This is a genomic window from Anaeromyxobacter sp. SG64 (genome assembly GCF_022690745.1).
In the GTDB taxonomy this organism is placed as follows: domain Bacteria; phylum Myxococcota; class Myxococcia; order Myxococcales; family Anaeromyxobacteraceae; genus Anaeromyxobacter; species Anaeromyxobacter soli.
This window is the reverse complement of record NZ_JALCZB010000044.1, coordinates 1-22,206: the sequence shown is the minus strand read 5'-3', so window position 1 is coordinate 22,206 and position 22,206 is coordinate 1. Positions and strand designations below refer to the sequence as shown.

The 22,206-nt window shown below is 74.5% G+C and carries 16 protein-coding genes; 8 read left to right on the top strand and 8 right to left on the bottom strand.

From position 1 onward, the window contains the following. The first annotated feature begins 4 nt into the window (after positions 1-4). Complete coding sequence (locus MNZ29_RS14165; protein ID WP_242355615.1) at positions 5-1,483, top strand: helicase HerA-like domain-containing protein; 1,479 nt, start codon at positions 5-7, stop codon at positions 1,481-1,483. 14 nt (positions 1,484-1,497) lie between these two features. Here MNZ29_RS14165 and MNZ29_RS14160 read toward each other — a convergent pair whose 3' ends face one another. Next, entirely contained in the window at positions 1,498-2,250 is a 753-nt protein-coding gene (locus MNZ29_RS14160; protein ID WP_242338684.1) for a glycosyltransferase, read from the bottom strand. After that, positions 2,235-2,987, bottom strand: a complete 753-nt coding sequence (locus tag MNZ29_RS14155) for a bifunctional 2-polyprenyl-6-hydroxyphenol methylase/3-demethylubiquinol 3-O-methyltransferase UbiG (RefSeq protein WP_242338682.1) — start codon at positions 2,985-2,987, stop codon at positions 2,235-2,237. The genes MNZ29_RS14160 and MNZ29_RS14155 overlap by 16 nt, the downstream gene beginning before the upstream one ends. 92 nt (positions 2,988-3,079) lie before the next feature. Between MNZ29_RS14155 and MNZ29_RS14150 the strand changes: the two genes are divergently transcribed. Continuing rightward, positions 3,080-4,885: a DUF6311 domain-containing protein gene (locus tag MNZ29_RS14150; protein ID WP_242338723.1), complete on the top strand. Its 1,806-nt coding sequence runs from the start codon at positions 3,080-3,082 to the stop codon at positions 4,883-4,885. Positions 4,886-4,889: 4 nt separating this feature from the next. Here the strand turns inward: MNZ29_RS14150 and rimO are convergent, their stop codons facing one another. From rimO to MNZ29_RS14135, 3 genes are all read right to left on the bottom strand, one after another. Continuing rightward, a complete protein-coding gene (rimO, locus tag MNZ29_RS14145) occupies positions 4,890-6,308 on the bottom strand; it encodes a 30S ribosomal protein S12 methylthiotransferase RimO (protein ID WP_242338680.1) in 1,419 nt (472 codons plus the stop codon). Between the two features lie 73 nt (positions 6,309-6,381). Beyond that, positions 6,382-6,870: a YajQ family cyclic di-GMP-binding protein gene (locus MNZ29_RS14140; protein WP_242338678.1), complete on the bottom strand. Its 489-nt coding sequence runs from the start codon at positions 6,868-6,870 to the stop codon at positions 6,382-6,384. Positions 6,871-6,903: 33 nt separating this feature from the next. Continuing rightward, entirely contained in the window at positions 6,904-8,556 is a 1,653-nt protein-coding gene (locus tag MNZ29_RS14135) for a ribonuclease J (protein ID WP_242338676.1), read from the bottom strand. 214 nt (positions 8,557-8,770) lie between these two features. Between MNZ29_RS14135 and MNZ29_RS14130 the strand changes: the two genes are divergently transcribed. Both MNZ29_RS14130 and MNZ29_RS14125 read left to right on the top strand, forming a co-directional pair. Further along, entirely contained in the window at positions 8,771-9,859 is a 1,089-nt protein-coding gene (locus MNZ29_RS14130) for a hypothetical protein (RefSeq protein ID WP_242355613.1), read from the top strand. A gap of 64 nt (positions 9,860-9,923) precedes the next feature. Beyond that, complete coding sequence (locus tag MNZ29_RS14125) at positions 9,924-12,269, top strand: ATP-dependent helicase (protein WP_242338672.1); 2,346 nt, start codon at positions 9,924-9,926, stop codon at positions 12,267-12,269. 180 nt (positions 12,270-12,449) lie between these two features. Here MNZ29_RS14125 and MNZ29_RS24535 read toward each other — a convergent pair whose 3' ends face one another. Beyond that, positions 12,450-14,204 carry a CotH kinase family protein gene (locus MNZ29_RS24535; RefSeq protein WP_277957292.1) on the bottom strand — a complete coding sequence of 585 codons (1,755 nt, stop codon included), beginning with the start codon at positions 14,202-14,204 and terminating at the stop codon, positions 12,450-12,452. Between the two features lie 148 nt (positions 14,205-14,352). On the opposite strand from MNZ29_RS24535, the gene add reads away from it, so the two are divergent. From add to glgC, 3 genes are all read left to right on the top strand, one after another. Further along, positions 14,353-15,492: an adenosine deaminase gene (add, locus tag MNZ29_RS14115; RefSeq protein ID WP_242338670.1), complete on the top strand. Its 1,140-nt coding sequence runs from the start codon at positions 14,353-14,355 to the stop codon at positions 15,490-15,492. Between the two features lie 10 nt (positions 15,493-15,502). Then, a complete protein-coding gene (locus MNZ29_RS14110) occupies positions 15,503-15,988 on the top strand; it encodes a methylated-DNA--[protein]-cysteine S-methyltransferase (RefSeq protein WP_242355611.1) in 486 nt (161 codons plus the stop codon). Between the two features lie 230 nt (positions 15,989-16,218). Next, positions 16,219-17,460: a glucose-1-phosphate adenylyltransferase gene (glgC, locus tag MNZ29_RS14105; protein WP_242338666.1), complete on the top strand. Its 1,242-nt coding sequence runs from the start codon at positions 16,219-16,221 to the stop codon at positions 17,458-17,460. A 52-nt stretch (positions 17,461-17,512) separates the two neighbouring features. Here glgC and MNZ29_RS14100 read toward each other — a convergent pair whose 3' ends face one another. Further along, positions 17,513-17,902 carry a response regulator transcription factor gene (locus MNZ29_RS14100; RefSeq protein WP_242338664.1) on the bottom strand — a complete coding sequence of 130 codons (390 nt, stop codon included), beginning with the start codon at positions 17,900-17,902 and terminating at the stop codon, positions 17,513-17,515. 79 nt (positions 17,903-17,981) lie between these two features. Beyond that, entirely contained in the window at positions 17,982-20,588 is a 2,607-nt protein-coding gene (locus tag MNZ29_RS14095; RefSeq protein ID WP_242338662.1) for a DUF5916 domain-containing protein, read from the bottom strand. Positions 20,589-20,732: 144 nt separating this feature from the next. Here MNZ29_RS14095 and MNZ29_RS14090 point away from each other — a divergent pair. Then, the coding region (locus MNZ29_RS14090; protein ID WP_242355609.1) for a pitrilysin family protein at positions 20,733-22,206 on the top strand (1,474 nt) is incomplete at its 3' end.

Below are 22,206 nucleotides of genomic sequence, written 5' to 3'. Positions count from 1 at the left end.
GGGGATGGCCCCTCCCGCTCCCATCCTCGTCGCCAAGAGCAACGAGGAGCTCCTGCTCCTCCCGGCGCTCGCGAACCGTCACGGCCTCGTCGCAGGGGCGACTGGCACCGGCAAGACCGTCACCCTGCGCGTCCTCGCCGAGGGCTTCAGCCGCCTCGGCGTGCCGGTGTTCCTCGCCGACGTGAAGGGCGACCTCTCCGGGCTCGCGCGCCCGGGCGGCGACTCGCCGAAGCTCGCCGAGCGCGCCCGCGAGCTGGGCCTCGCCCTCACTCCCGAGGCGAGCCCGGTCGTCTTCCTCGACGTTTACGGGGAGGCCGGCCACCCGCTGCGGACCACCATCTCCGAGATGGGCCCGCTGCTGCTCGCGCGCGTGCTCGGGCTCAACGAGACCCAGGCCGGCGTGCTGCAGATGGCGTTCCGGGTGGCGGACGAGGGGGGGCTCCTCCTCCTCGACGTGAAGGACCTGCGCGCGATGCTGGAGCACCTCACGGAGCGCGCCGCCGAGCTGCGCGCGCGCTACGGGAACGTCTCCTCGGCGAGCGTCGGCGCGATCCAGCGGGCGCTCCTCGCGCTCGAGTCGCAGGGCGCCGACCGGCTCTTCGGCGAGCCGGCCCTCGCGCTCGAGGACCTGCTCCGCACCGACCTCTCGGGCCGGGGGCAGGTGACGGTCCTCCACGCGGAGCGGCTCGTCCGCTCCCCGCAGCTCTACGCGACGCTCCTCCTCTGGCTCCTCTCCGAGCTGTTCGAGCAGCTCCCGGAGGTGGGCGACCCGGAGAAGCCGCGGCTCGTGTTCTTCTTCGACGAGGCGCACCTGCTCTTCGAGGACGCGCCGGACGAGCTGCGCGCCAAGATCGAGCAGGTGGTGCGGCTCGTCCGCTCGAAGGGGGTCGGGGTCTACTTCGTCACCCAGAGCCCGCTCGACGTGCCGGACGCAGTGCTGGGCCAGCTCGGCAACCGGGTGCAGCACGCGCTGCGCGCCTTCACGCCGCGCGATCAGAAGGCCGTGCGCGCCGCGGCGGAGACCTTCCGCGCGAACCCCGGCCTCGACGTCGAGGCCGCCATCACCCAGCTCGGCGTGGGCGAGGCGCTCGTGTCCTTCCTCGACGCGCGCGGCACGCCCGCGCCGGTGCAGCGCGCGCTCGTCGTGCCGCCCCGCTCGCGGCTCTCGCCGCTCACGCCCGAGGAGCGCGCCCAGGTGATGGCCGCCTCGCCGCTGCGCGGCCGCTACGACGCCCCCGTCGATCGCGAGTCCGCCTACGAGCGGCTGCAGCGGCGCGCGACGGAGCGGGAGGCAGAGGGGGAGCGTCCCGGGCCCGCGGGCGGTGCGCCGCGCGGACGGCAGGACGCGGGCGCGCTCGGCCAGGCCGGCGACATGCTCGGCAAGATGGCCACGAGCGCCATGCGCGCCGCGGGGACCCAGATCGGCCGCGAGATCATGCGCGGGATCCTGGGCTCCATGTTCGGCGGGGGCCGCCGGCGCTGAGCCGGAGCCGGCGGTCAGCGCCGCCCGAGCCGCAGCCGCGCGCCGAGCGCGACGAGCTGCAGGCCGGCGGCGAGCATCGCACCGGGGCGGAGCTTCGAGCCGCCCACGTCGCGCCAGGCGAGGAGCGGCACCTCCTCGAACGCGTCTTCCCCGAGGGGCGCGACGCCGGGGCCGCCGGCGCGGAGGCGCGCGAGGAGCTCCACGTCGAAGATCCAGCGCGTGCGGAACGGCGCCTCGAGCGCGGCGGCGAGCGCGGGCGTCGCGCGGAAGAGCTTCGCGCCGCACTGGGTGTCGTAGACCGCGAGGCCGAGGGCGAGCGAGGCGAGCGTCGCGAACACGCGGCCGAGGTAGTGGCGGAGCGGCTGACGCTCGATGCGCCTGCCGAGGAGCCGCACGCGCGAGCCGAGCACCGCCTCGCGGCGCGAGGCACGGGCCGTGTCCACGAGCCGGGCGAGCTCGTCGACCGGCGTCGAGAGATCGGCGTCGGCGTAGCCCACCACCGCGGCGCCGCCCGCCAGCGCCCGGCGGAGCCCCTCCCGCACCGCCTCGGCCTTGCCGCGGTTCCGGGGGAGGAGCACGACGGAGATCCGCGCGGGCTCCGCGCGGCGGAGCTCGTCGAGCACCGCCACGGTCCCGTCGGTGGAGCCGTCGTCCACGAGCACGAGCGAGAGGCCCTCGCGCGCGCGGGCGAGCCGGAGGAGCTCCTCGCGCTGGAGCCGCACCGCCTCATTGAAGCAGGGGATGACGAGCGCTACGGCTTCCGGCATAGGGCCCAGTAGCTCAGGCCGGGCAGGTCGAGCCCGAGCCGCGAGAGCAGGAGCGAGAGGGACGCGTCGAGCGCGAGCGCGCCGCGGACGGCGGCCGTCACGGACGCGGGCGCGTCCCACTCGCCGAGGTCCTTCGGCGGGGGCGCCGAACGGGAGAGGCGCTCGAGCGCGACCTGCGCCGCCCGCGGCGCGACGAGGGCGTGGAAGAGGCCGCCGCCGCGGACCACCTCGAGCCCGGCGCGCGCGAGGACCGCCCGCGCGGCCCGCGGCGCGTAGCGGCGGTGGTGCCGGAGCTTCACGTCGTGGCTCGAGAAGAGGGCGGGCCAGGCCGGCACCGACACGAGCGCGTGCCCGCCGGGCGCGAGCCGCGCCTCGACCACCTCGGCGAGGAACGCGGCGTCGTCCTCCACGTGCTCGAGCACGTCGAGGAGGAGGGCGAGCCCGAACGCGCCCTCCGGCGCGGCGCGGGTGAAGCGCAGGCCTGCCGACGGGGCGAAGGCCTCCGAGGCGAGGTGCGCGTCGGTGTAGTTCGTGTCCCAGCAGGTGACGGACGAGCCCTCGGCGAGCGCCTCGGTGAGCCGGCGGGAGAAGAAGCCGTCGCCCGCGCCCACGTCGAGCACCGCCACGCCCGGCCCGAGCAGGCCCGCGCCGCGCAGGACCCGCAGGAAGAAGGCGACCCGCGCCTCCTCCCAGGGGTGGCGCCGGACGGGGGCGCGCTCGAGCTCCAGGAGATCCATCGTCGGCGGAGACTTTCGCGCGTTCGGGGCCGCGAGGCCAGCCCGTTGACACTCCCATCGCGCGCGCGGATCCTCGCGCCCGCGTGCAACGGATGTCCCCCGGCGCCCCCGACGAGAAGGGATCCGCTCCCGGCGTCCCGGCGGGAAGGGCGGGCGGGCGACTCGCCCCCCTGCGCGCGCGCCTCGCGCCGCACGCCCCCGCGCTCGTGGCGGGGCTCGCGGGCGTCGGCTGGCTCGCCTGGAACGCCGGTGGCCTCGCCCTCGCCGCGCCGGGGAACGTCCGCTGGCTCCTGGGCAGCGACTTCGGGGCGAGCTACGTCGGGTGGCTCTTCTTCCGCTCGGCTCCGTTCACGCTGCCCCTCGGCGCGAACCCGCTCTATCCCTTCGGCATCGGCTCGACGCTCGGCTTCACCGACTCGCTCCCGCTCGTCGCGGTGGTCCTCCGCCCGCTCGCGGCGCTCCTCCCGCAGGACTTCCAGTACGTGGGGAGCTGGCTCGTCGTCTCCTTCGCGCTGCAGGGGTTCGTGGGCGCGAAGCTCGCGCGGCTCGCGACGCCGGACCGCGTCGCGCAGGCGCTCGGCGGGGCGCTGTTCGTGCTCGCGCCGCCGCTCCTCCACCGGCTCGTGGGCCCGAAGACCGGTCACGCGAGCCTCTGCGCGCAGTGGATCCTGCTCCTCGCCCTGTGGCTCGCGCTCGCGCCCGCGCGCGAGGACGCGCCCCGGCTCCGCGCGAGGCTCGCCGCGGCGCTCCTCCTCGTCCTCGCCGCGGCGGGGGTGCACCCGTACTTCGTGGTGATGGCGGCCGCCCTCGCCGCCGCCCTCCTCGCGCGGATCGTCCTCGTCGAGCGGCGCGGGGGCGCCTCGCTCCTCGCGGGCGGCCTCGCCGCGATCGCGCTCGCGGCGGGCGCGGGGCTCGCGCTCTTCGGCTTCCTCGTGAGCGGGGTGCGGGCGCGCGCGAACGGCTTCGGCTACTTCTCGGCCGACCTCGCGACCCTCGTGAACCCCATGGGCTGGTCGCGCGTCTGGGCGGGGCTCCCCGTCCACGCCGGCCAGTACGAGGGGTTCGGCTACCTCGGCGCGGGCGTCCTGTTCCTCCTCGTCCTCGGCGCCGTCCTCGCCGCCGCGCGGCGCCGTCCCCCCGCCGCCGTCGCGCTCGCCCGTGTGGCGCCGATCGTGGTGATCGCGCTCGTACTCGGCTTCTTCGCGCTCTCCGGCACCGTGCGGGCGGCGGGAGAGGTCGTCGGGCGGCTCCGCTTCTACGAGGCGGTGCCCGCGCTCTCCGGCACCTTCCGCTCCTCGGGCCGCTTCGTCTGGCCCCTCCACTACCTGCTCCTCCTCGGCGGGATCGGCCTCGCCGCGGCCGTGCTCGGCGAGAAGCCGCGCGCGCTGCGGGGCGTGCTCGCGCTGGCCGTGGTGGCGCAGGTGCTCGACGTGAGGCCGCCCGCGCCGCTCCGGCTCGCCCCTTCCTTCCCACCTCCCGCGCCGGAGTGGGCGCTCGCGGAGGGCGCGTACCGCCACGTCTCGATGTTCCCGCCCTACCTCCTCGCCGGCGGGGACCCCATCGCGCCCGAGCCGGAGCTCTGCGGTCCGCACCTGTATCCGCCGGACAGCTACCTGCCGCTCGCGGAGGCGGCGTATCGCCTGGGCGCCACCTTCGACGCCGCGTACGCCGCCCGCCTCGATCCCGGGCGAGCGATCGCGGCGTGCCGGGCGACCCGCCGCGCCGTCGAGGCGGGAACGCTGGATCCCGCGACGATCTACGTCGTGCACCCGAGCGCCATCGCGCGCCTCCTCGCGGCGGGCGCGGACTGCGGCGCCGTCGGCGACGATCGGGTGTGCGTCGCTCGGGGGCGGCGGGATCCCTTCGCCGAGGCGCTGCGGGCGCACCCAGTGCGCTGAGAGCTCAGCCGACGACGGGGAGGCCACCGCGGCGGCGCGGGCCTGCGTCGCGGGGTTCCGCCTGGGGAAGCGGGCGTCGCGCCCGCTCCGGATCGCGCGCCACCACGCGGCCGACGAGGTCGTACTCGGAGGCGTCGGTGATCTCGACGGTGGCGAGCTCGCCGGGGTAGGCGACCCCGTCGTTGATGTAGGTGATGCCGTCGATCTCCGGCGCCTGCTGCGCGTGGCGGCCGGCGAGCAGGTGCTCGGTCTCCTCCGAGCGCCCCTCCACGAGCACCTCGAGCTGCCGGCCGATCATCGCCTGCTGGTGGTCGCGGGAGATCTCCTGCTGGAGCGCCATGATGCGATCGCGGCGGGCGCGCTTCACCGCCTCCGGGAGCTGCCCGTCCATCTCCGCCGCGGGCGTGCCGTCCTCGGGCGAGAACTCGAACACCCCGAGCCGCTCGAAGCGCTGCTCCTCCACGAAGCGCACGAGATCCTCGAAGTCCTCCTCCGTCTCGCCGGGGAGCCCGACGATGAGCGAGGTCCGCAGCGCGATGCCGGGCACGCGCGCCCGAAGGCGAGCGAGGAGCTCGCGCAGGAACACCGAGTCGCGGCCGCGCTTCATCGAGCGGAGCAGCCGGTCGGAGGAGTGCTGCAGCGGCATGTCGAGGTACTTCACGATCTTCGGCTCGCGCGCGATCACGTCGACGAGCGCGTCCGGCACGTCGCGCGGGTACGCGTAGTGGAGCCGCAGCCAGCGGATGCCGTCCACCTTACACAGCTCCGGCAGGAGGTGGTGCAGGCGGACCTTGCCCGGCAGGTCGTAGCCGTAGGCGGTGAGGTCCTGCGCCACGAGCGAGAGCTCGACGGTGCCCTGCGCCGCGAGCGCGGCCGCCTCGGCCACGACGTCGTCCACCGGCCGCGAGCGCTGCGCGCCGCGGAGCTTCGGGATGATGCAGAACGCGCAGGCGTTGTCGCAGCCCTCGGAGATCTTGAGGTAGGCCGTGTGCGAGGGGAGCGAGTTCACCCGCGGCGTCGAGGCGGAGTGGACGAAGTCCGGGTCGGGCACGACGAGCCGCTTCGCCTGCGCGTCCGAGACGACGCGGGCGATGTCGGCGTAGGCGCCGGTGCCGAGGAAGTGGTCCACCTCCGGCAGCTCGGCCGACAGCTCCTCGGCGTGACGCTGCACGAGGCAGCCGGTCACGACGAGCTTCTTGCAGCGCCCCTCCTGCTTCATGCCCGCGAGCTCGACGATGGCGTCGACCGACTCCTCCTTGGCGCTCTCGATGAACCCGCAGGTGTTCACCACGATGACGTCCGCCTGGGCGGGGTCGCGCTCGAGGCGGTAGCCGGCGCCCGTCAGGGTGCCGAGCATGACCTCGCTGTCCACCCGGTTCTTCGGGCAGCCGAGCGTGTGGAGGTAGACGCGGGTGGTGGTCATCGGGGCGCCCGATCTAACAGACGGGGTGGGCGCGGACAATCCGCGGTGAGCGGGCGGGCGGGGGGTAGGTCTCTCACTCCCTGAAGTTCTGGAACTGCAGCGGGACGCCGAGCGCTGCGCCGCGGATGGCCTGCATCGCCGCCTGCAGGTCGTCCTTCTTCTTCCCGGTGATCCGCACCGCCTCCCCCTGGATCGCCGCCTGCACCTTGAGCCCGCTCTCCTTCACGAGCGCCACGATCTTCTTCGCGTCCTCCTGCTTGAGCCCGCGCTTCAGCTTCACGAGCTGTCGCACCGAGCCGCCGGAGGCGGGCTCGACTTTCTGCGGGTCGAGGCCCTCGAGCGGGACGCCTCGCTTCGCGAGCTTCTCCATGAGCACCTGCAGGGCCGCCTCGGCGCGCCCCTCGGAGGCCGCCTTCACGACGACGTGCAGGTCCTTGTCGCGCTCGAGGTCCGTGTTCGTGCCCTTGAAGTCGAAGCGCTGGAGGATCTCCTTCCGCGCCTGGTTGAAGGCGTTCTCCACCTCCATGAGGTTCAGCTCGGAGACCACGTCGAAGCTCGGCATAGACCGCTGTTCCTCCCCGCGCGTCGCCGCGCCTTAGAGCTCCAGCACCACCGGCAGCACCGTGGGCCGCTTCCCCGTAGCCCGCTTCAGCGAGCGGCGGACCGCGACCCGGAGCGTCTCCTGCACCTCCTCGACGGAGAGGCGGGCCTGCGGCGTGAGCTCGTCGAGCGCGCGCAGCGCCTCCGCCCGGAGCTCGTCCTCCGCCCCCTCGAACCCGGCGACGCCGCGGGCGAAGAGCTCGGGCCCGCGTATCACCGCGCCGGTCGCCTTGTCCACGACGAGCACCGCGATGCAGAGCCCCGCCTCCGCGAGCAGGCGCCTGTCCTTCACCACCATCGCGCCGATGTCCTGCCCGAGCAGCGCGTCGCGGTCGGTGTAGACGCGCCCCACCGGGACCGGCTCCGCGAGCACGCTCACCCCGCCGTCGCCGAGCTCGAGCACCTGCCCGTCGAGGAGCAGGTGACGCCCGCGCACGCCCTCGGAGGCGGCGTGGGCGGCGTGGCGGGCGAGGTGGCGGTACTCACCGTGAATGGGCACGAAGTGCTCGGGGCGGGCGAGCGCGATGAGGCGCCGCTGCTCGGCCTCCTGCGCGTGGCCGGAGACGTGGAGCGGCCGCAGCCCCTCGTAGGCCACCTGGGCGCCGCGGCGGCAGAGCGCGTTCACGACCTCGCCCACCGCGACCTCGTTGCCGGGGATGAAGCGCGAGGAGAGGATGACGAGGTCGCCAGGCGCGAGGTCGAGGTCGGGGTGCTCGCCGCGCGCGAGCCGAGAGAGGGCGCTCCGCGGCTCACCCTGGGTGCCGGTGGTGAGGACGCACAGCTCCTTCGGCGGCAGCTCGCGCGCCTCGGGGAAGCCGACCGGCATCCAGGCGGGCAGGTCGAGGTACCCGAGCGACTGGGCGAGCCGGACGTTCGACTCCATCGAGCGGCCGAGGAGCGCCAGGCGGCGGCCGAAGGCGCGGGCGGCGTTCGCGACCTGCTGGATGCGGTGGATGTTGGAGGCGAAGCAGGCGACGAAGACGCGCCCGGGAGCGCGCTCGAAGGCCTCCTCGAGCGCGGCGCCGACCTCCGCCTCGGAGAGCGAGGAGCCGGGGCGCTCCGAGTTCGTCGAGTCGGAGAGGAGGAGCCGCACCCCGCGCGCGCCGAGCGCCTCGACGCGGGCGAGGTCGAAGCCGGGCCCGGCGATGGGCCGCGGGTCGATCTTGAAGTCGCCGGAGTGGACGATCGTCCCCTGCGGCGTGGAGAAGGCGAGGCCGCACGCGTCGGGGATGGAGTGGGTGACGGCGTAGAACTCGGCCGCGAGCGGCGACGCCTCCCCCGCCGGCCGCAGGTCGCCGGGCGCGACCTCGCGCAGGTCCGCTGCGACGCCCGCCTCGTCGAGCCGCGGGCGCAGGAGCGCGAGCGTGAAGCGCGTCCCGTACACCGGCGCCTTCACGTCCCGGAGCAGGAAGGGTAGCGCGCCGATGTGGTCCTCGTGCCCGTGCGTCAGGTAGATGGCGCCCACCTGCTCGCGCCGCTCGCGCAGCCAGCCGAGGTCGGGGGCGATGAGGTCGACGCCGATCGGCTCGTTCGGGAAGAGGATGCCGCAGTCGACCACGGCGATCCGGCCGTCGGCCTCGATCGCCATGCAGTTCATGCCGATCTCGCCGAGGCCTCCGAGCGGGACGATGCGGACGGGAGGCGCCACGCGGGGAATCTACTCCTCGCGCCGGCGTGGAGGGGCGGGAACCCGGCTCCCTGGCTCCGGGCTCCCCACCCGCTCCGCCCGACGCGTTCGGCGCCGGACGGGAAGCGCGAGGCCGCGGACCGGCTGCGGACCTGTCCGCGGCGCGCTCCCCGGGGTGAGAGACCCGCGAGCCGCGGATCGTGACGCGACGGCCCCGTGGTAGCCTCGGCCGCCCATGCGAAGCCTCGCCCGCGCGGCCGTCGTGCTCGTGTTCTCCCTCGCTCTCACCGCCGGTGCGGCGCGCGCGAAGGACCGGCCCGCGCCCCGCAGGACGGGGGCCCCCGCGCGCGAGGCTCCCCGGGCGAGCGGGCAGTCCGCGCCCGAGCCTGCGCCCGCTCCCGGGGCGAGCGGCTCCGACGTCGTCCGCCTGCGCTTCGCCTGGCCGGCCGCGGCCGAGGTGCAGGCGACGCAGCGGAGGACGCGGCACCGCACCGGCCTGCCGCCCAGCACGACGATCACGCGGTTCACCCAGCGCCTCGAGCAGGCCGGCGGCGCGCTCCGCATCTCCACCCGAGGCACCTCGTGGGAGGGCGACGCCCCGTACCCGGGCCCGCCGGCGGCGGTGGACGGGATCCTGCGGGCGGCGGAGTCCGTGGTGCAGGTGGTGTCGCCGGAGGGCGAGTTCGTCGCCCTGGAGGGCGTGGAGGCGCTGCGGCCCGGGATGGCGCGCATGCTCGAGGGGTCGGTCCCCGACGATCAGCGGGAGCGCGCGCTCGCCTTCGCCGAGGCGGCCACGCAGGCGCAGGCGCGCGAGATGTGGAACCTCGCGGTCGGGTTCTGGATCGGCGCGGACCTCGAGCTCGGCGAGCGCTACGGCATGAGGACCGAGGCGGAGGTGCCGCTCCTCGGCACGAGAGCGGACTTCGAGCAGGAGTTCTCCGTGCGGCGCAGGGTGCCGTGCTCGGCGCGCGATCACGAGGAGCGCTGCGTCGAGATCACGCTGCGCGCGGCGCCGGATCCGGCCGCGCTCCCGGGCCTCGCGCGGGCGGTGGTCGCGAAGCTGGCCGGGCCCGAGGCGAGGCTCCCCGAGGACGCGCTCCGCGAGCTCGTCGTGGAGAACGAGCTCGTGCTCGTCACCGAGCCGGCGACGCTGCTCCCCCACCGCTTCGTGTGGACGCGCTCGGTGCGGGCGACGGTCGCGGAGGGCGGCGGCGAGCCGCGGGTGCTCGAGCAGGTGGAGCGGAGCGAGTCCGACTACCAGTACGGCGCGCCCGCGCGGAAGAAGCCCGCGCGCAAGGCGAAGCGCACCGCCGCCCGGGGCTGAGCTTTCGCCTCGGGGCCCTCGCCCCGCGCGGTCCGGGCCCGCTTCGATTATCCTTCCCGACCCCATGTCGACGTCCGACCCGCTCCTCGAGGGCCTGAACGACGCCCAGCGCGAGGCCGTGCTCCACGGCGAGGGCCCGCTCCTCGTCCTCGCCGGCGCCGGCAGCGGCAAGACGCGCGTCATCGTCCACCGCATCGCCCGGCTCGTGCGCGACGAGCGGGTGATGCCCTGGCACATCCTCGCCATGACCTTCACGAACAAGGCGGCGGGCGAGATGCGAGAGCGGCTCGAGCGGCTGCTCGGCGTCCAGGCGAACGAGCTCTGGGTGCAGACGTTCCACGCCTTCGGGGCCCGCTTCCTCCGGCGCGAGGCGGCGCGCGCCGGCCTGCCGCCCTCCTTCGCCATCTACGACGACGACGACCAGATCCGGCTCGTGAAGCGCATCTTCCAGGAGCTGCGCGTCGAGGACGGCGAGCCGCTCACCGCGCGGCAGGCGCTCTCGCGCATCGACCGCTGGAAGAACGCGGCGCTGCGCCCGGACGAGGTCGTCATCGGCGAGTACGACGTGGAGGGGCAGCTCGCGCGGGAGGTCTACGGCCGCTTCGAGGCCGCCCTCGCGCGCGCCGGCGCGGTGGACTTCGGCGACCTCCTGCTGCGCCCGGTGCGGCTCCTCGAGGAGGACCCGGCCGTGCGCCGCACCTGGTCGGGCCGCTTCCGCCACCTGCTCGTGGACGAGTTCCAGGACACGAACGCCGCGCAGTACCGGCTCCTCAAGCTCCTCACGAACGAGAAGCGGAACGTCTGCGTGGTGGGGGACGACGACCAGGCCATCTACCGCTGGCGCGGCGCCGACGTGACGAACATCCTCGAGTTCGACCAGGGCTTCCCCGGCGCCCGCGTCGTGAAGCTCGAGCAGAACTACCGCTCCACGCGCACGGTCCTCGACGCGGCGCACGCCGTCATCTCGAAGGCGCGGCGCCGGCGCGAGAAGCGGCTCTGGACCGAGAGCGGCGCGGGCGAGCCGCTCGCCCTCGTCGTCGGCCAGGACGAGCACGACGAGGCGGAGCGCATCGCGCGCGCGGTGCAGACGGAGCGCGCGCGCGGCACCGCCGGCGACGAGATCGCCGTGCTCTACCGCACGAACGCGCAGTCGCGGCCGCTCGAGGCGGCGCTGCGCGCGGCGCGCGTGCCGTACGTGATCGTCCGCGGCACGAGCTTCTACGAGCGGGCCGAGGTGCGCGACGCGGCCGCCTACCTGCGCCTCTCCCTCTCGCCCCGGAGCGACCTCGACCTCGAGCGGGTGGTGAACCGGCCGCCGCGCGGCATCGGCGAGAAGACCGTCGAGCGGCTCCGCGCGCACGCCCAGGCGCGGGGGATCTCGCTCTTCGACGCCATCGCCGACCGCGACGCGGTCGAGGACCTGAAGCCCGCCGCGCGGCGCGCCCTCGCCGAGTTCCACGCGCTCGTCGCGGGCCTCGCCGCCGACGTCCCCGCCCTCGACGCGGGGATCGCCGTGCAGGAGGCGCTGAAGCGCTCGGGGCTCCTCGCGCGGCTCGAGGAGGAGCACACCGACGAGGCGGTCGAGCGCGCGGAGAACCTCGTCGAGCTCGTCGCCGCGGCGCGCGAGTTCGACGAGTCGCTCCTCGGCGAGCCGCCGCCGCGCGATCCGGACGACGTCCGGCCGCCGCCGCTCGCGCGCTTCCTCGAGCAGATCGCGCTCCTCGGCGAGGCCGACGCCGAGACGCCGGAGGGGCGCGTCTCGCTCATGACGCTGCACGCCGCGAAGGGCCTCGAGTTCGAGGCCGTGTTCCTCGCCGGCCTCGAGGACGGGACCTTGCCCTACGAGCGGCCCTGGTCCGACGCGGGCCCCGCCGAGCGCGAGGCCGCCGAGGACGAGGAGCGGCGGCTCTGCTACGTGGGCATGACGCGGGCGAAGAAGCGGCTCACCCTCTCGCTCGCGCGCCGCCGCATCGGCTACGGCGAGGGCGGCCCCTCGTACCGCTCGATGGAGCCCTCGCGCTTCCTCGCGGACCTGCCGCCGGAGCTGTTCGGGCTCGCCCACCGGATCGCGCCGTCCGCCGCGCCCGCCGCGCGCGGCCCCGTCATCCGCCGCCCGCCGGGCTCGCTCCCGGGCGAGCCGCACATCGAGCTCGAGGACGACGGCCCGCGCGAGACCCCGCCGCCGCGCCGGACGGCGCCCCAGCGCCAGGGGCCGGTGGTGGACTACTCCTTCGACCAGCGGGCGGAGACGAGCGGCACGCTCCCGCGCGGCACGCGCGTCCTCCACGCCTCGCTCGGCGAGGGGACCGTGCTCGCCTGCGAGGGCGCGGGCGCCGGCGCGAAGGTGACCGTCGTCTTCGACGAGGTCGGCGAGAAGCGCGTCCTCGCCCGCTTCCTGTCGGCCGTCTAACGGGGGCTGCCGCCCCCGCCCCGCCGAGCGAAGCTCCGCGCGCTCGTGCGCGCGTACCGATCGATGCCCCACCCCGACAGCCGGGTCCCGCGCGCCGCCGCGAGCGGCTTCGCCGCTTCCGCGGCAGCGCCCCGGCGGGCTCGCTTCGCTCGCCTGTTCGTGAATCATGATCGGCGCCGTTTAGTTCGCGGCCCCCGGAGTGCGCGCGACGTTCGCGAACGTCTCGGCGCCGTCGCTCGTCCGGCCGTAGGCGCTGCCGCTCGCGCGCGGGCCGAAGTAGACGAGGTCGTACGGAGCGTGGATGGTGCCCGCCGGGAACACGCCGAGCTCGCCGCCCGAGGTGGAGAGGACGAACGGCAGGTGCGGAGGCCCCGCGGTGGGATCCGGCGGCAGCGCCGGATCGGGAGGCGGCGGGGGCCAGGGCGTCCCGTCCGCGACGAGCACGAGGTGGCCGTGGCCGGGCAGGACCGTGCCCGCGGGCAGCGCGTACTTGGCGGGGACGCGCAGGTCGTCCGTCACCTGCGCGCCCGAGAGGTCGAGGTCTGCGTCGCCGCGGTTGTAGAGCTCGACGTAGCCCGGCCCGGTGGCACCCGGGAGCCCGAGCTCGTTCACGACGAGCGGCCCCGAGCCGTGCGCGCGGAGCGCGGGCAGGCGGGAGAGGAGCACGCTGCGGCGGTCGCGGACGAACGCCAGGAGGCGGGCCGGCTCCGTCGCGGCGCGCGCCGCGTCCACGAACGGATCGCCCAGGATCTCGGGGCCGACCGCCGCCCAGAGCGCGTCGAGGTAGGGGCCGACCCGCTCCGGCGTGAAGACGCCCTGGAGGGCGGACTCGAGCCTCGCGAGCAGGCGCGCGCGCAGGGCGGGGTGATCCCAGACGCGCGTCGCGAGCACGCTCCAGGTCGGCTTCTGGCCCGCGCGCTCGTTCACGCGCACGTCGTAGATCCGCTTCACGGCGTCGTCGTAGATCGAGAAGATCTGCGCCTCGCGCCAGACGCCGCCGAGCGGCGCGCCGGCGGAGAGGTCGCGCGACCAGTAGGGCTGCGCGTTGTTGAGGTCCCACGGCACGTAGGTCCAGACGTCGCGGTGCAGCTCGTGCACCCAGTACGCGCGGGCGTCCTCGAGGACGGTGTTCGCGATGAGCTCGTCCGCGGCGAGGTTCCCGAGGTAGGCGTCGAGGTCCATGACCTCGCCGAGCCGCCGCTCGAGGTCCGCGTCGTCGGTCCGGCTGACCACCTCGAGGAAGCGATCCAGGTCGTCCCACGGGAGCGCCTCGTTGCGGGTCTTCGTGAAGTCCTGCTGGTAGGAGGCCTCGAAGCGCGGCTGCTGCTTCAGCTCGCAGTTGCGCCCCCCGCAGCGGTAGATGGAGGCGTCCGGCTCCTGGCCGTGGTGGACGAGGTACTCGCCTCCCACGCGCTCCATGTCGAGGAACACCCCGCGGTACTCGCCGTTCACGGTGAGCTTCACGAAGCGCGCGTACGGGACGGGGAGGCCGAGGACCCGGTAGAGATCCACCGCGAACCGCTCGACGAGCTTCGCCGCGTCGTCGTACTCCGCGAGCAGCGCGAACCGGTCCCGCCCCTCGAGCGCGTAGCCGGGGTCGAGGTCGATGCGCCAGCTCTTCTGCGGCCGCGTGCGCGAGGAGGCGCCGCGGTAGCGCACGAGCCCCTTCGCCTCCCGGCCGTCGAGCTTCACCGTCGCCGGATACATGACGTCCCAGTACGGGTTCGCGTCGAGCGCGGCGAGGTCGCTCGCCGCGAGCGTGACGTCGAGGCGGCGGAGGCGGACCTCGGGGGAGGGGAGCTCGCCCGGCGCGGCCGCGGGCCAGGACGGACCGGGCGGGGGGAGCTGCTGGTAGGGAGGCGGCTCGACCTGGGGCGGCGTGGTGGCGGGCGGCTCGCCTGCGCCGGTGCAGGCGAGCGCGAGGAGGAACGCCATGGGCAGCGGGGCTCGCCTGTTCACCCGTGGAAGGTGCGATCCAGGTGCGCGGATCCACCAGACGCCGGGCGGGGAGCGCCGCACCTCGGGGAGCAGGCGACCGGGCAGGTCATCGCCGTCGAGCCCCCGCCGGGCTTAAGCTTCGGGCATGACCGCGAAGACTGGCGCCGCGCCGATTCCCGTGACCGACGAGCTGCTCCGGGCGCTGCCGAAGACCGACCTGCACTGCCACCTCGACGGCTCGATGCGCCTCGGCACCCTGCTCGAGCTCGGGGAGGCGCAGGGCGTGCACCTCCCGGCGGACACGCCCGAGGGGCTCGCCCGCGCGGTGCGGATGGGCGAGCAGTGCGAGTCGCTCGAGGACTACCTCACCGCCTTCGACGTGACGCTCTCGGTGCTCCAGACGGAGGACGCGCTGCGGCGGGTGGCCCACGAGCTCGCGCTCGACTGCGCGGCCGAGAACGTGCGTTACCTCGAGGTGCGCTACTCGCCGGTCCTCCACACGCGACAGGGGCTCAAGCCCACCGCGATCGTGGACGCCGTGCTCGACGGCCTGCGCGCGGCGAACCGGGCGACCGGCATCCGCTCGAACGTGATCATCTGCGGGATCCGCCACATCGACCCGCAGACCTCGGTGCGGCTCGCCGAGCTCGCCGTGGCCTACAAGGGCAAGGGCGTGGTCGGGTTCGACCTCGCCGGCGCGGAGGAGGGGCACCCCGCGCGCCGCCACCGCGAGGCGGTGCAGCTCATCCTCGACAACAACGTGAACGTGACGATCCACGCCGGCGAGGCGTTCGGCCCCGAGTCGATCGCCCAGGCGGTCCACACCTGCGGCGCCCATCGCATCGGCCACGGCGTGCGGCTGCGCGAGAACGGCGACCTGCTCAACTACCTGAACGACCACCGCATCCCGCTCGAGATGTGCCCGTCCTCGAACGTGCAGACGCGCTCGGTCGCCGACTACGCGAGCCACCCGCTCAAGTTCTACTTCGACTTCGGGCTGCGGGTGACCCTCAACACGGACAACCGGCTCATCACGGACACGAGCCTCACGAAGGAGCTGCGCCTCGCCCACGAGAAGATGGGCTTCACGCTGGAGGACCTCTGCACGCTCCTCGTGCAGGGGTTCAAGAGCGCGTTCCTGCCGTTCCGGGAGAAGGCGGAGCTGCTCCGCGACGTGAACGCCGAGATCGCGGCGGTGCTGGCGCGCTTCGCTCCCCCGGCGGCGGGCGGCCGCGCGGCGGAGCAGGCGGGGGCGGCGGTGACCGCCGCGGCCGCGGTGCGGTAGAGTTCGAGGCGTGACCGCACGCCTCCGGTACCGCTCCCCCATCGGCATCCTGGGCGTCGAGGCGACCGACGCGGGGGTGGTGGGCGTGACCTTCGGCGACCGCGGCGGCTCGCGCCCCGGGCCCTCGGCGCAGGCCCGCGCCCACCTCGACGCGGCCGGCGCCGCGCTCGACGCGTACTTCGCCGGCCGGCCGCCCGTGCTGCCCGCCCTCGATCTCCGCGGGACGCCGTTCCAGCGCGCCGTGTGGGCCGCGCTCGTCGAGATCCCCTGGGGCGAGACCCGAGGCTACGGCGAGCTCGCCGCCCGCCTCGGCCGGCCCGGCGCCGCGCGCGCCGTGGGCGGCGCGAACCACGAGAACCCGGTGGCCGTGCTCGTCCCCTGCCACCGGGTGGTGCAGGCGGGCGGGCGGCTCGCGGGCTACGCCGGCGGCCTCGACGTGAAGCGCTGGCTCCTCGCGCACGAGGCCGCCCACGCGCCGCTCCTGCGGCTCGCCTGATCGCTGGCCCCGCCGCCGCCGTGGAGCGCGCCACGTCCTCGCGACACCGCCCGGCGCGGTCCAATATGGAATCCGCGGCCCTGACGGGGCGACCCGCGTCCGCGTTCTCGCTCGCGCGCCTTTCGTCGCGGTAGAGCGAGACGACGCCGCGCTGGTGCGGCCGCTTCCTTGCCCCGCCTCGCGCGGGTGCGTAGCCTCGATGATGTTCCAGCCTCACGCGGAGTGACCCGATGGCGAAGCTTCTCGCGATGATCCTCGCCGGCGGCGAGGGGCGCCGGCTCGACCCGCTCACGCGGGAGCGCGCCAAGCCCGCCGTCCCCTTCGGCGGCCGCTACCGGATCATCGACTTCGTGCTGTCGAACTTCGCGAACTCGGGCGTCCTCAAGATGAAGGTGCTCGTGCAGTACAAGTCCGAGTCCCTGAACGCCCACATCCAGCGCGGCTGGCGGCTCACGGCGCTGCTCGACCAGTACGTGGAGATCGTCCCCGCGCAGATGCGCGTCGGCCCGAAGTGGTTCGAGGGCTCCGCCGACGCGATCTACCAGAACCTCAACATCATCACCGACGAGGAGCCCGAGTACACCTTCATCTTCGGCGCCGACAACATCTACCGCATGGACGTCCGGCAGATGCTGGAGTTCCACGAGGAGAAGCGCGCGGACCTCACCGTCGCGGCCATCCCGGTGCCGGTCCACGAGGCGGGCGAGTTCGGGATCATCGAGGTGGACGCCGACGGCCGGATGATCGGCTTCGTCGAGAAGCCGAAGAGCGACGTGAAGACCATGCCCGGCGATCCCACCCGCGCGCTCGCCTCGATGGGGAACTACCTCTTCACGACCGACGCGCTCGTGCAGGAGATCGTCCGCGACGCCGGCGACACCAAGAGCGCGCACGACTTCGGCAAGTCGATCGTGGCCGGGATGTACGGGAGCAAGCGCGTCTACGTCTACGACTTCGCGAAGAACGTGGTCCCCGGCCAGGGCCAGAAGGAGGCGGGGTACTGGCGCGACGTCGGCAGCCTCGACGCCTACTACCAGGCCAACATGGACCTCGTGGACGTGGACCCGTCGTTCTCGCTCTACAACGACCGCTGGCCCATCTTCACGGCGCAGCACAACTTCCCGCCGGTGAAGTTCGTCTTCAACAACGAGGTGGAGCAGCGCGTCGGCCACGCCACCGACTCGCTCGTGTCGGAGGGCTGCATCATCTCCGGCGGCCACGCCCACCACTGCGTCCTCTCGCCCAAGGTGCGCATCAACAGCTACAGCCTGGTCGAGGACTCGATCCTCTTCGAGAACGTGAACATCGGCCGACACTGCCGGATCCGCCGCGCCATCGTGGACAAGCACGTGGAGATCCCGGCGAACACCACCATCGGCTACGACCTCGAGCAGGATCGCAAGCGCTTCCACGTCACCGAGAGCGGCATCGTGGTGATCCCGAAGGCGATGCGGATCGAGCCGGATCGGTGAGCGGCGCCCGCCCCGTCCCCCAGGACCGGGCCGCGGCGTGAGCGCTCCCGCGCTAGCCGCGCACCATCCGCTCGGCCTTGTTGAACGCGATCTGGAGATCGACCGGCTTCTCCATCACGTCCGAGGCGCCGAGCTCCACGAGCAGATCGCGCATGTGCTGGTCGCCCCCCAGCGCGGAGACGACGAGCACGGGGATCGCCGCGGTGCGGGGGTCCGTCTTGAGCTGGCGGAGGACGTCGCGGCCGTCGAGCGCCGGCATGGCGACGTCGAGCAGGATCACGTCCGGGAGCTGCGCCAGCGCGGCGGCGAGGGTCTCGACCCCGTCGCGCGCGAACGTGACCGCGTGCCCCCGGTCGCTCGCGTAGGAGCCGTAGAGCTTCGCGAGCGCCGCGTCGTCCTCGGCGAGGAGGATCCGGAGCGGCGGCTGCGAGCGGGGCGCCATGTGGGAGGAAGCATACCGCCACGGCAGGCGGGCGCAACCCGGGGGGCCCCACGGCCGCCCGCCCCCTCGCCAGCGGGCGTCAGCGGGTCCAGTAGTACGTCCACTTCACGAGGAAGGTGTCGGTCGCCGGCCCGGCGCCGAGCGCGTGCGGGCCGAGCGTGACCGGGAGCGCGCTCGCGCCGTCCCACTCGAGCTCGCGCTGGGCGCGCGTGTAGACGAGGTACAGGGTGGAGCCGAGCCGGTACTCCCAGCGCAGGACGGCGTTCAGGTTGAGCGCGCCCTCGCGGAAGTCGTTCTCGCTCGGCGGGGGCGCCTCGGCGGGCGAGAGCGAGGCGAGCGTCACCTTGCGGTCCCGCGCGGCGGCCTGGCGGAACCCGCGGAACTCGCCGTACGACGCGAAGAGCTGCGCGTAGCCCTGGAGGGTGAGCCGCGGCGTGACGACCAGCTGCTGGCGCACCGTCACGGAGAGCGAGGGCGCGCCGAGGTCGCCGAAGCGGTAGACGCCGGGGGTCGGCTCGTCGACGTACCGCGCCCGCCAGCGCGACGCCTCGTAGTGAACGTCGAGGCGGCTCTCGAGCCGCGCGTGCGGCCTCACGACGAGCATGCCCTTCGTTCCCCAGTAGCCGAGCGCACCGAGGGGTCCGACCGCGGCGGTGCGCCCGCTGCCGGCGGCGACCTCGAGGTACACGGGCCTCGAGGGGTCGAGCGCGGCGTAGCATTCGGCGTAGGTGAACGGCGCCTTCTCGAGCGCGACGCCGGTCTCGGAGATCTCGCGCACGTCCCAGGAGCGGTCCTCCGCCAGGGCGGTGCAGCCGACCCACTGGTAGGTGCGGAGCTGCGCCTCGCCGCCGATCCAGACCTGCTTCGTCCGCGCGAGGCCACGCCCGTCGGTGGTGCGGTGCCCCTCGACGCCGGTGACGAGCGCGTAGGAGTGGAACGGCCCGCCACCGGTCGGCCGGACGTAGCGCACGAGCGCGCGCCCGAGCTGCTCGTTCTGGGTGCGCTGGTAGCCGAGGGCGTTGAGCTCGAGCTGGGGTGACTCGTACTCCCAGTGGACCTCGAAGCGCCACGGCTCTCCCCCGACGCGGCCGACCGCGGCGTGAGCGCCGTAGCCGAGGTCGCCCTCCTCGAGCACCGTCCCGTCCGCGAGCGTGCGCGAGCGGGGCGAGATGGGCGCGCCGGGCGCGGTCCGCGTCGGCGCGCCGCCGAGCGCCTGCGAGCCGGTGACCTGGCCGAGGAGGAACCACGCGCCGTCGCGCGAGCGCAGGTTCCAGTCGAGCGCGGCGGCGTTGCCGCCGAGCACGTCGCAGCGCGCAGGGCGGCGCAGGCGCGGGTCGTCGGCCTCGTCGTCCTTCTCGGCGTCCTCGATCGAGCAGGCCGGGCCGAGGGGCAGCGCCGAGGTGAAGGTCGCGCCGAAGCTGCGCGACGGCGCGGGCTGGTAACGCGCGACGCCGGCGAGGAAGTTGCGCGGCGCCGGGGCGAGCTCGGGGAGCGCGGCCCGCGGCCCGAAGTGGAGCGGCTGGGCCGCGTCGAAGCGGAAGGAGCGGTCGGGGGTCGCCTCCGGCAGCCCCGCGCCGGCGCCGGTGACGAGCGCGTCCGCGAACCCGACCTGGAGCGTGTCGGAGGGCTTGCCGGTGAGCTTCGCGGCCCCGAGGATGGGCGCGTCGAGGCCGATGCGGCGGGAGTAGAAGAGCTGCTGCGGCGAGCGGCGATTGGGGATCGCGACCGGCTGGAACAGGTCCATGCCCTGCGTGAAGAACGGCCGCTTCTCCGGGAAGAAGATCTCGAAGGTGGAGAGGTTCTGGATGATCTCGTCCGCCTCCACCTGCCCGAAGTCCGGGTTGAGCGTGCCCTGGAGCGAGACCGCGCGCCCGAGCGAGGCGCGCACGTCGAGCCCGACGTCGCCGACCGGATCGACGTCGCGCGGGCGCGGAACGTCCGAGACCCGCGGGCGGAAGGCGAGCCGGGCCGCGGTGTAGGGGGCGACCTCGAGCTCCTGCACCGGCCGGAGCCCCTCCAGCCCGACCAGGCTGCCGAGGCGCGCGATCTGCCCTCGCGTGCCGCGGGGGATGAGCACCGAGAGGACCTCCTCGTGCCGGCGCGCGATGACTCGCTTCACCCCGAACCCCCACGTCTGCACGGGCGCGTTCGAGAAGCGCAGCGCGGCGAGCGGGATGCGCAGCTCGGCGCCCCAGCCGTCGGGGAGGGCCGCCGTGGCGGCCTCCCACACGGCGTCCCAGTCTCCCGTCGACGAGTCGTCCTCGAAGAGCAGCGCGTCCGTCTGCACCCCGGCCGCGTTGAGCTCGAACACGTAGGCGGCGCGGTGATCACCCATCGAGTCGATGACCACCGTCACCGCGTCGGAGTACGGGGCCCGATCGCGCCGCCCGAGCGGCCGGCGCACCTCGCCGGGGCTCCGGTCGTGGGCGACGATCCCCACGTACAGCGCCCGGTCGTCGAACAGGACGCGCACCTCGGTGCGCTCGGACGGCGGGGCCCCCTGCGCCGGGAAGACCTGGACGAAGCCGTCGAAGGCGGGGGTGAGATCCCAGGCCGGATCCTCCAGCCGACCGTCGAGGACGATGTCCCCCGTGCGGCGGGCGGCCGTGAGCGGCTCGCCCGGGGCGGCGGCGAGCGCCGGAAGGGAGAAGGCGACGGAGAGGAGCGCGAGCGAGCGTCGGAGCATGAAGGCGGAGGGCGCCGGGCGGCTGAGGCGTTCGGGGCGTCTACGCCGCGGAGCAGGGAATATTTCGCACGGCGGGTCGGCGGTACGGAGGGGGCCCGCTACGGAACGTGACGCCGGAGGAGGCGGGGCTTATAACGCCGCGCCATGACGCCGAGAATCCTCGCGACCGCGCTCGCCGTCGCGCTCCTCCCCGCCCTGCCGCGCGCGCAAGCTCCCGCCGTCGCGGCCGACGCCGCGAGCGCGCCCGAGATCCCCTACACGCTCTTCCGGCTCGAGAACGGGCTCACCGTGATCCTCCACGAGGATCACACGACGCCCATCGTCGGCGTCCACGTCCAGTACGACGTCGGCTCGAAGAACGAGAAGGAGGGGCGGACCGGGTTCGCCCACCTCTTCGAGCACCTCATGTTCCAGGGGACCGAGCACCTGCCGAAGGGCGAGGCGGACCGGCTCCTCGACGCGGCGGGCGGGAGCGGCAACGGCTCCACCGCGCAGGACACCACGCAGTACTGGGAGCAGGTCCCGACGAGCGCCCTCGAGCAGATGCTGTTCGTCGAGGCCGACCGCATGGGCTACCTCCTGCCCACGCTCACGCAGGACAAGCTCGACAACCAGCGCGACGTCGTGCGCAACGAGCGGCGCGAGAACTACGAGATGCAGCCGTACGGGCTCGCCTACGAGCGGATCCTCTCGAACCTCTGGAGCCCGGAGTTCCCGTACCACTGGATGCCCATCGGCTCGCACGAGGACCTGGAGGCCGCGACGCTCGGCGACGTGAAGGAGTTCTTCCAGCGCTGGTACGGGCCCGAGAACGCGGTGCTCGCCATCGCCGGCGACATCGACCCGGCGAGGACGCGCGCGCTCGTCGAGAAGTGGTTCGGCGGGATCCCGGGCAAGCAGAAGCCGGCCGCGCCGAGCGTGCCGGCGCCCGCGCCCATCACGGCCGAGAAGCGCGTGACGATGCAGGACCGCGTGCAGCTCCCCCGCCTGTACATCGCGTGGCAGACGCCGAAGCTCTTCGCCGACGGCGACGCCGCGCTGGGCGTCGCCGGCCAGGTGCTCTCCGAGGGCAAGAGCGCGCGCCTCGAGAAGCGGCTCGTGATGGACGAGCGGATCGCGCAGAGCGTCTCGGCGGGCCAGTCCGGGCAGGCGCTCGCGGGCATGTTCCTCGTCGTGGCCACCCCGAAGCCGGGGATCTCGCTCGAGCGGCTCGAGAAGGAGATCGACGAGGAGCTGGCGCGCCTCGCCGCGGAGCCTCCGAGCGCGGAGGAGCTGCAGCGCGCGAAGAACGTCATCGAGTCGAGCGCGATCTTCTCGCTCGAGCCGGTGGGCGGGTTCGGCGGCCGCGCCGCGACCCTCGCCGACTACTACCTGCGGGCGGGCGACCCGGGCTACCTCGCGAAGGACCTCGCCCGCTACCGCGCCCTCACCCCCGCCGACGTCTCCGCCGCCACCCGGCGCTTCCTCCGCAAGGACGCGCGCGTCGTCCTGACCGTGACGCCGTCCGCCGGCGGGCCGGAGGTCCCCGCGCCGCAGCGTCCGCCAGCGGGCGCTCCCCCCGGCCCGGGCGCCCCCGCGCCCGCGCCCAGCCCGGCGCCTCCGCCGCCCCCCGCCGCCA

Excerpts from the sequence above, each read along its gene's own strand:
- rimO (WP_242338680.1), bottom strand. The coding sequence starts at position 6,308 with ATGACCACCACCCGCGTCTACCTCCACACGCTCGGCTGCCCGAAGAAC.
- MNZ29_RS14150 (WP_242338723.1), top strand. The coding sequence starts at position 3,080 with ATGTCCCCCGGCGCCCCCGACGAGAAGGGATCCGCTCCCGGCGTCCCG.
- add (WP_242338670.1), top strand. The coding sequence starts at position 14,353 with ATGACCGCGAAGACTGGCGCCGCGCCGATTCCCGTGACCGACGAGCTG.
- MNZ29_RS14095 (WP_242338662.1), bottom strand. The coding sequence starts at position 20,588 with ATGCTCCGACGCTCGCTCGCGCTCCTCTCCGTCGCCTTCTCCCTTCCG.
- MNZ29_RS14130 (WP_242355613.1), top strand. The coding sequence starts at position 8,771 with ATGCGAAGCCTCGCCCGCGCGGCCGTCGTGCTCGTGTTCTCCCTCGCT.
- glgC (WP_242338666.1), top strand. The coding sequence starts at position 16,219 with ATGGCGAAGCTTCTCGCGATGATCCTCGCCGGCGGCGAGGGGCGCCGG.
- MNZ29_RS14155 (WP_242338682.1), bottom strand. The coding sequence starts at position 2,987 with ATGGATCTCCTGGAGCTCGAGCGCGCCCCCGTCCGGCGCCACCCCTGG.
- MNZ29_RS14140 (WP_242338678.1), bottom strand. The coding sequence starts at position 6,870 with ATGCCGAGCTTCGACGTGGTCTCCGAGCTGAACCTCATGGAGGTGGAG.
- MNZ29_RS24535 (WP_277957292.1), bottom strand. The coding sequence starts at position 14,204 with ATGGCGTTCCTCCTCGCGCTCGCCTGCACCGGCGCAGGCGAGCCGCCC.
- MNZ29_RS14165 (WP_242355615.1), top strand. The coding sequence starts at position 5 with ATGGCCCCTCCCGCTCCCATCCTCGTCGCCAAGAGCAACGAGGAGCTC.
- MNZ29_RS14125 (WP_242338672.1), top strand. The coding sequence starts at position 9,924 with ATGTCGACGTCCGACCCGCTCCTCGAGGGCCTGAACGACGCCCAGCGC.
- MNZ29_RS14100 (WP_242338664.1), bottom strand. The coding sequence starts at position 17,902 with ATGGCGCCCCGCTCGCAGCCGCCGCTCCGGATCCTCCTCGCCGAGGAC.
- MNZ29_RS14160 (WP_242338684.1), bottom strand. The coding sequence starts at position 2,250 with ATGCCGGAAGCCGTAGCGCTCGTCATCCCCTGCTTCAATGAGGCGGTG.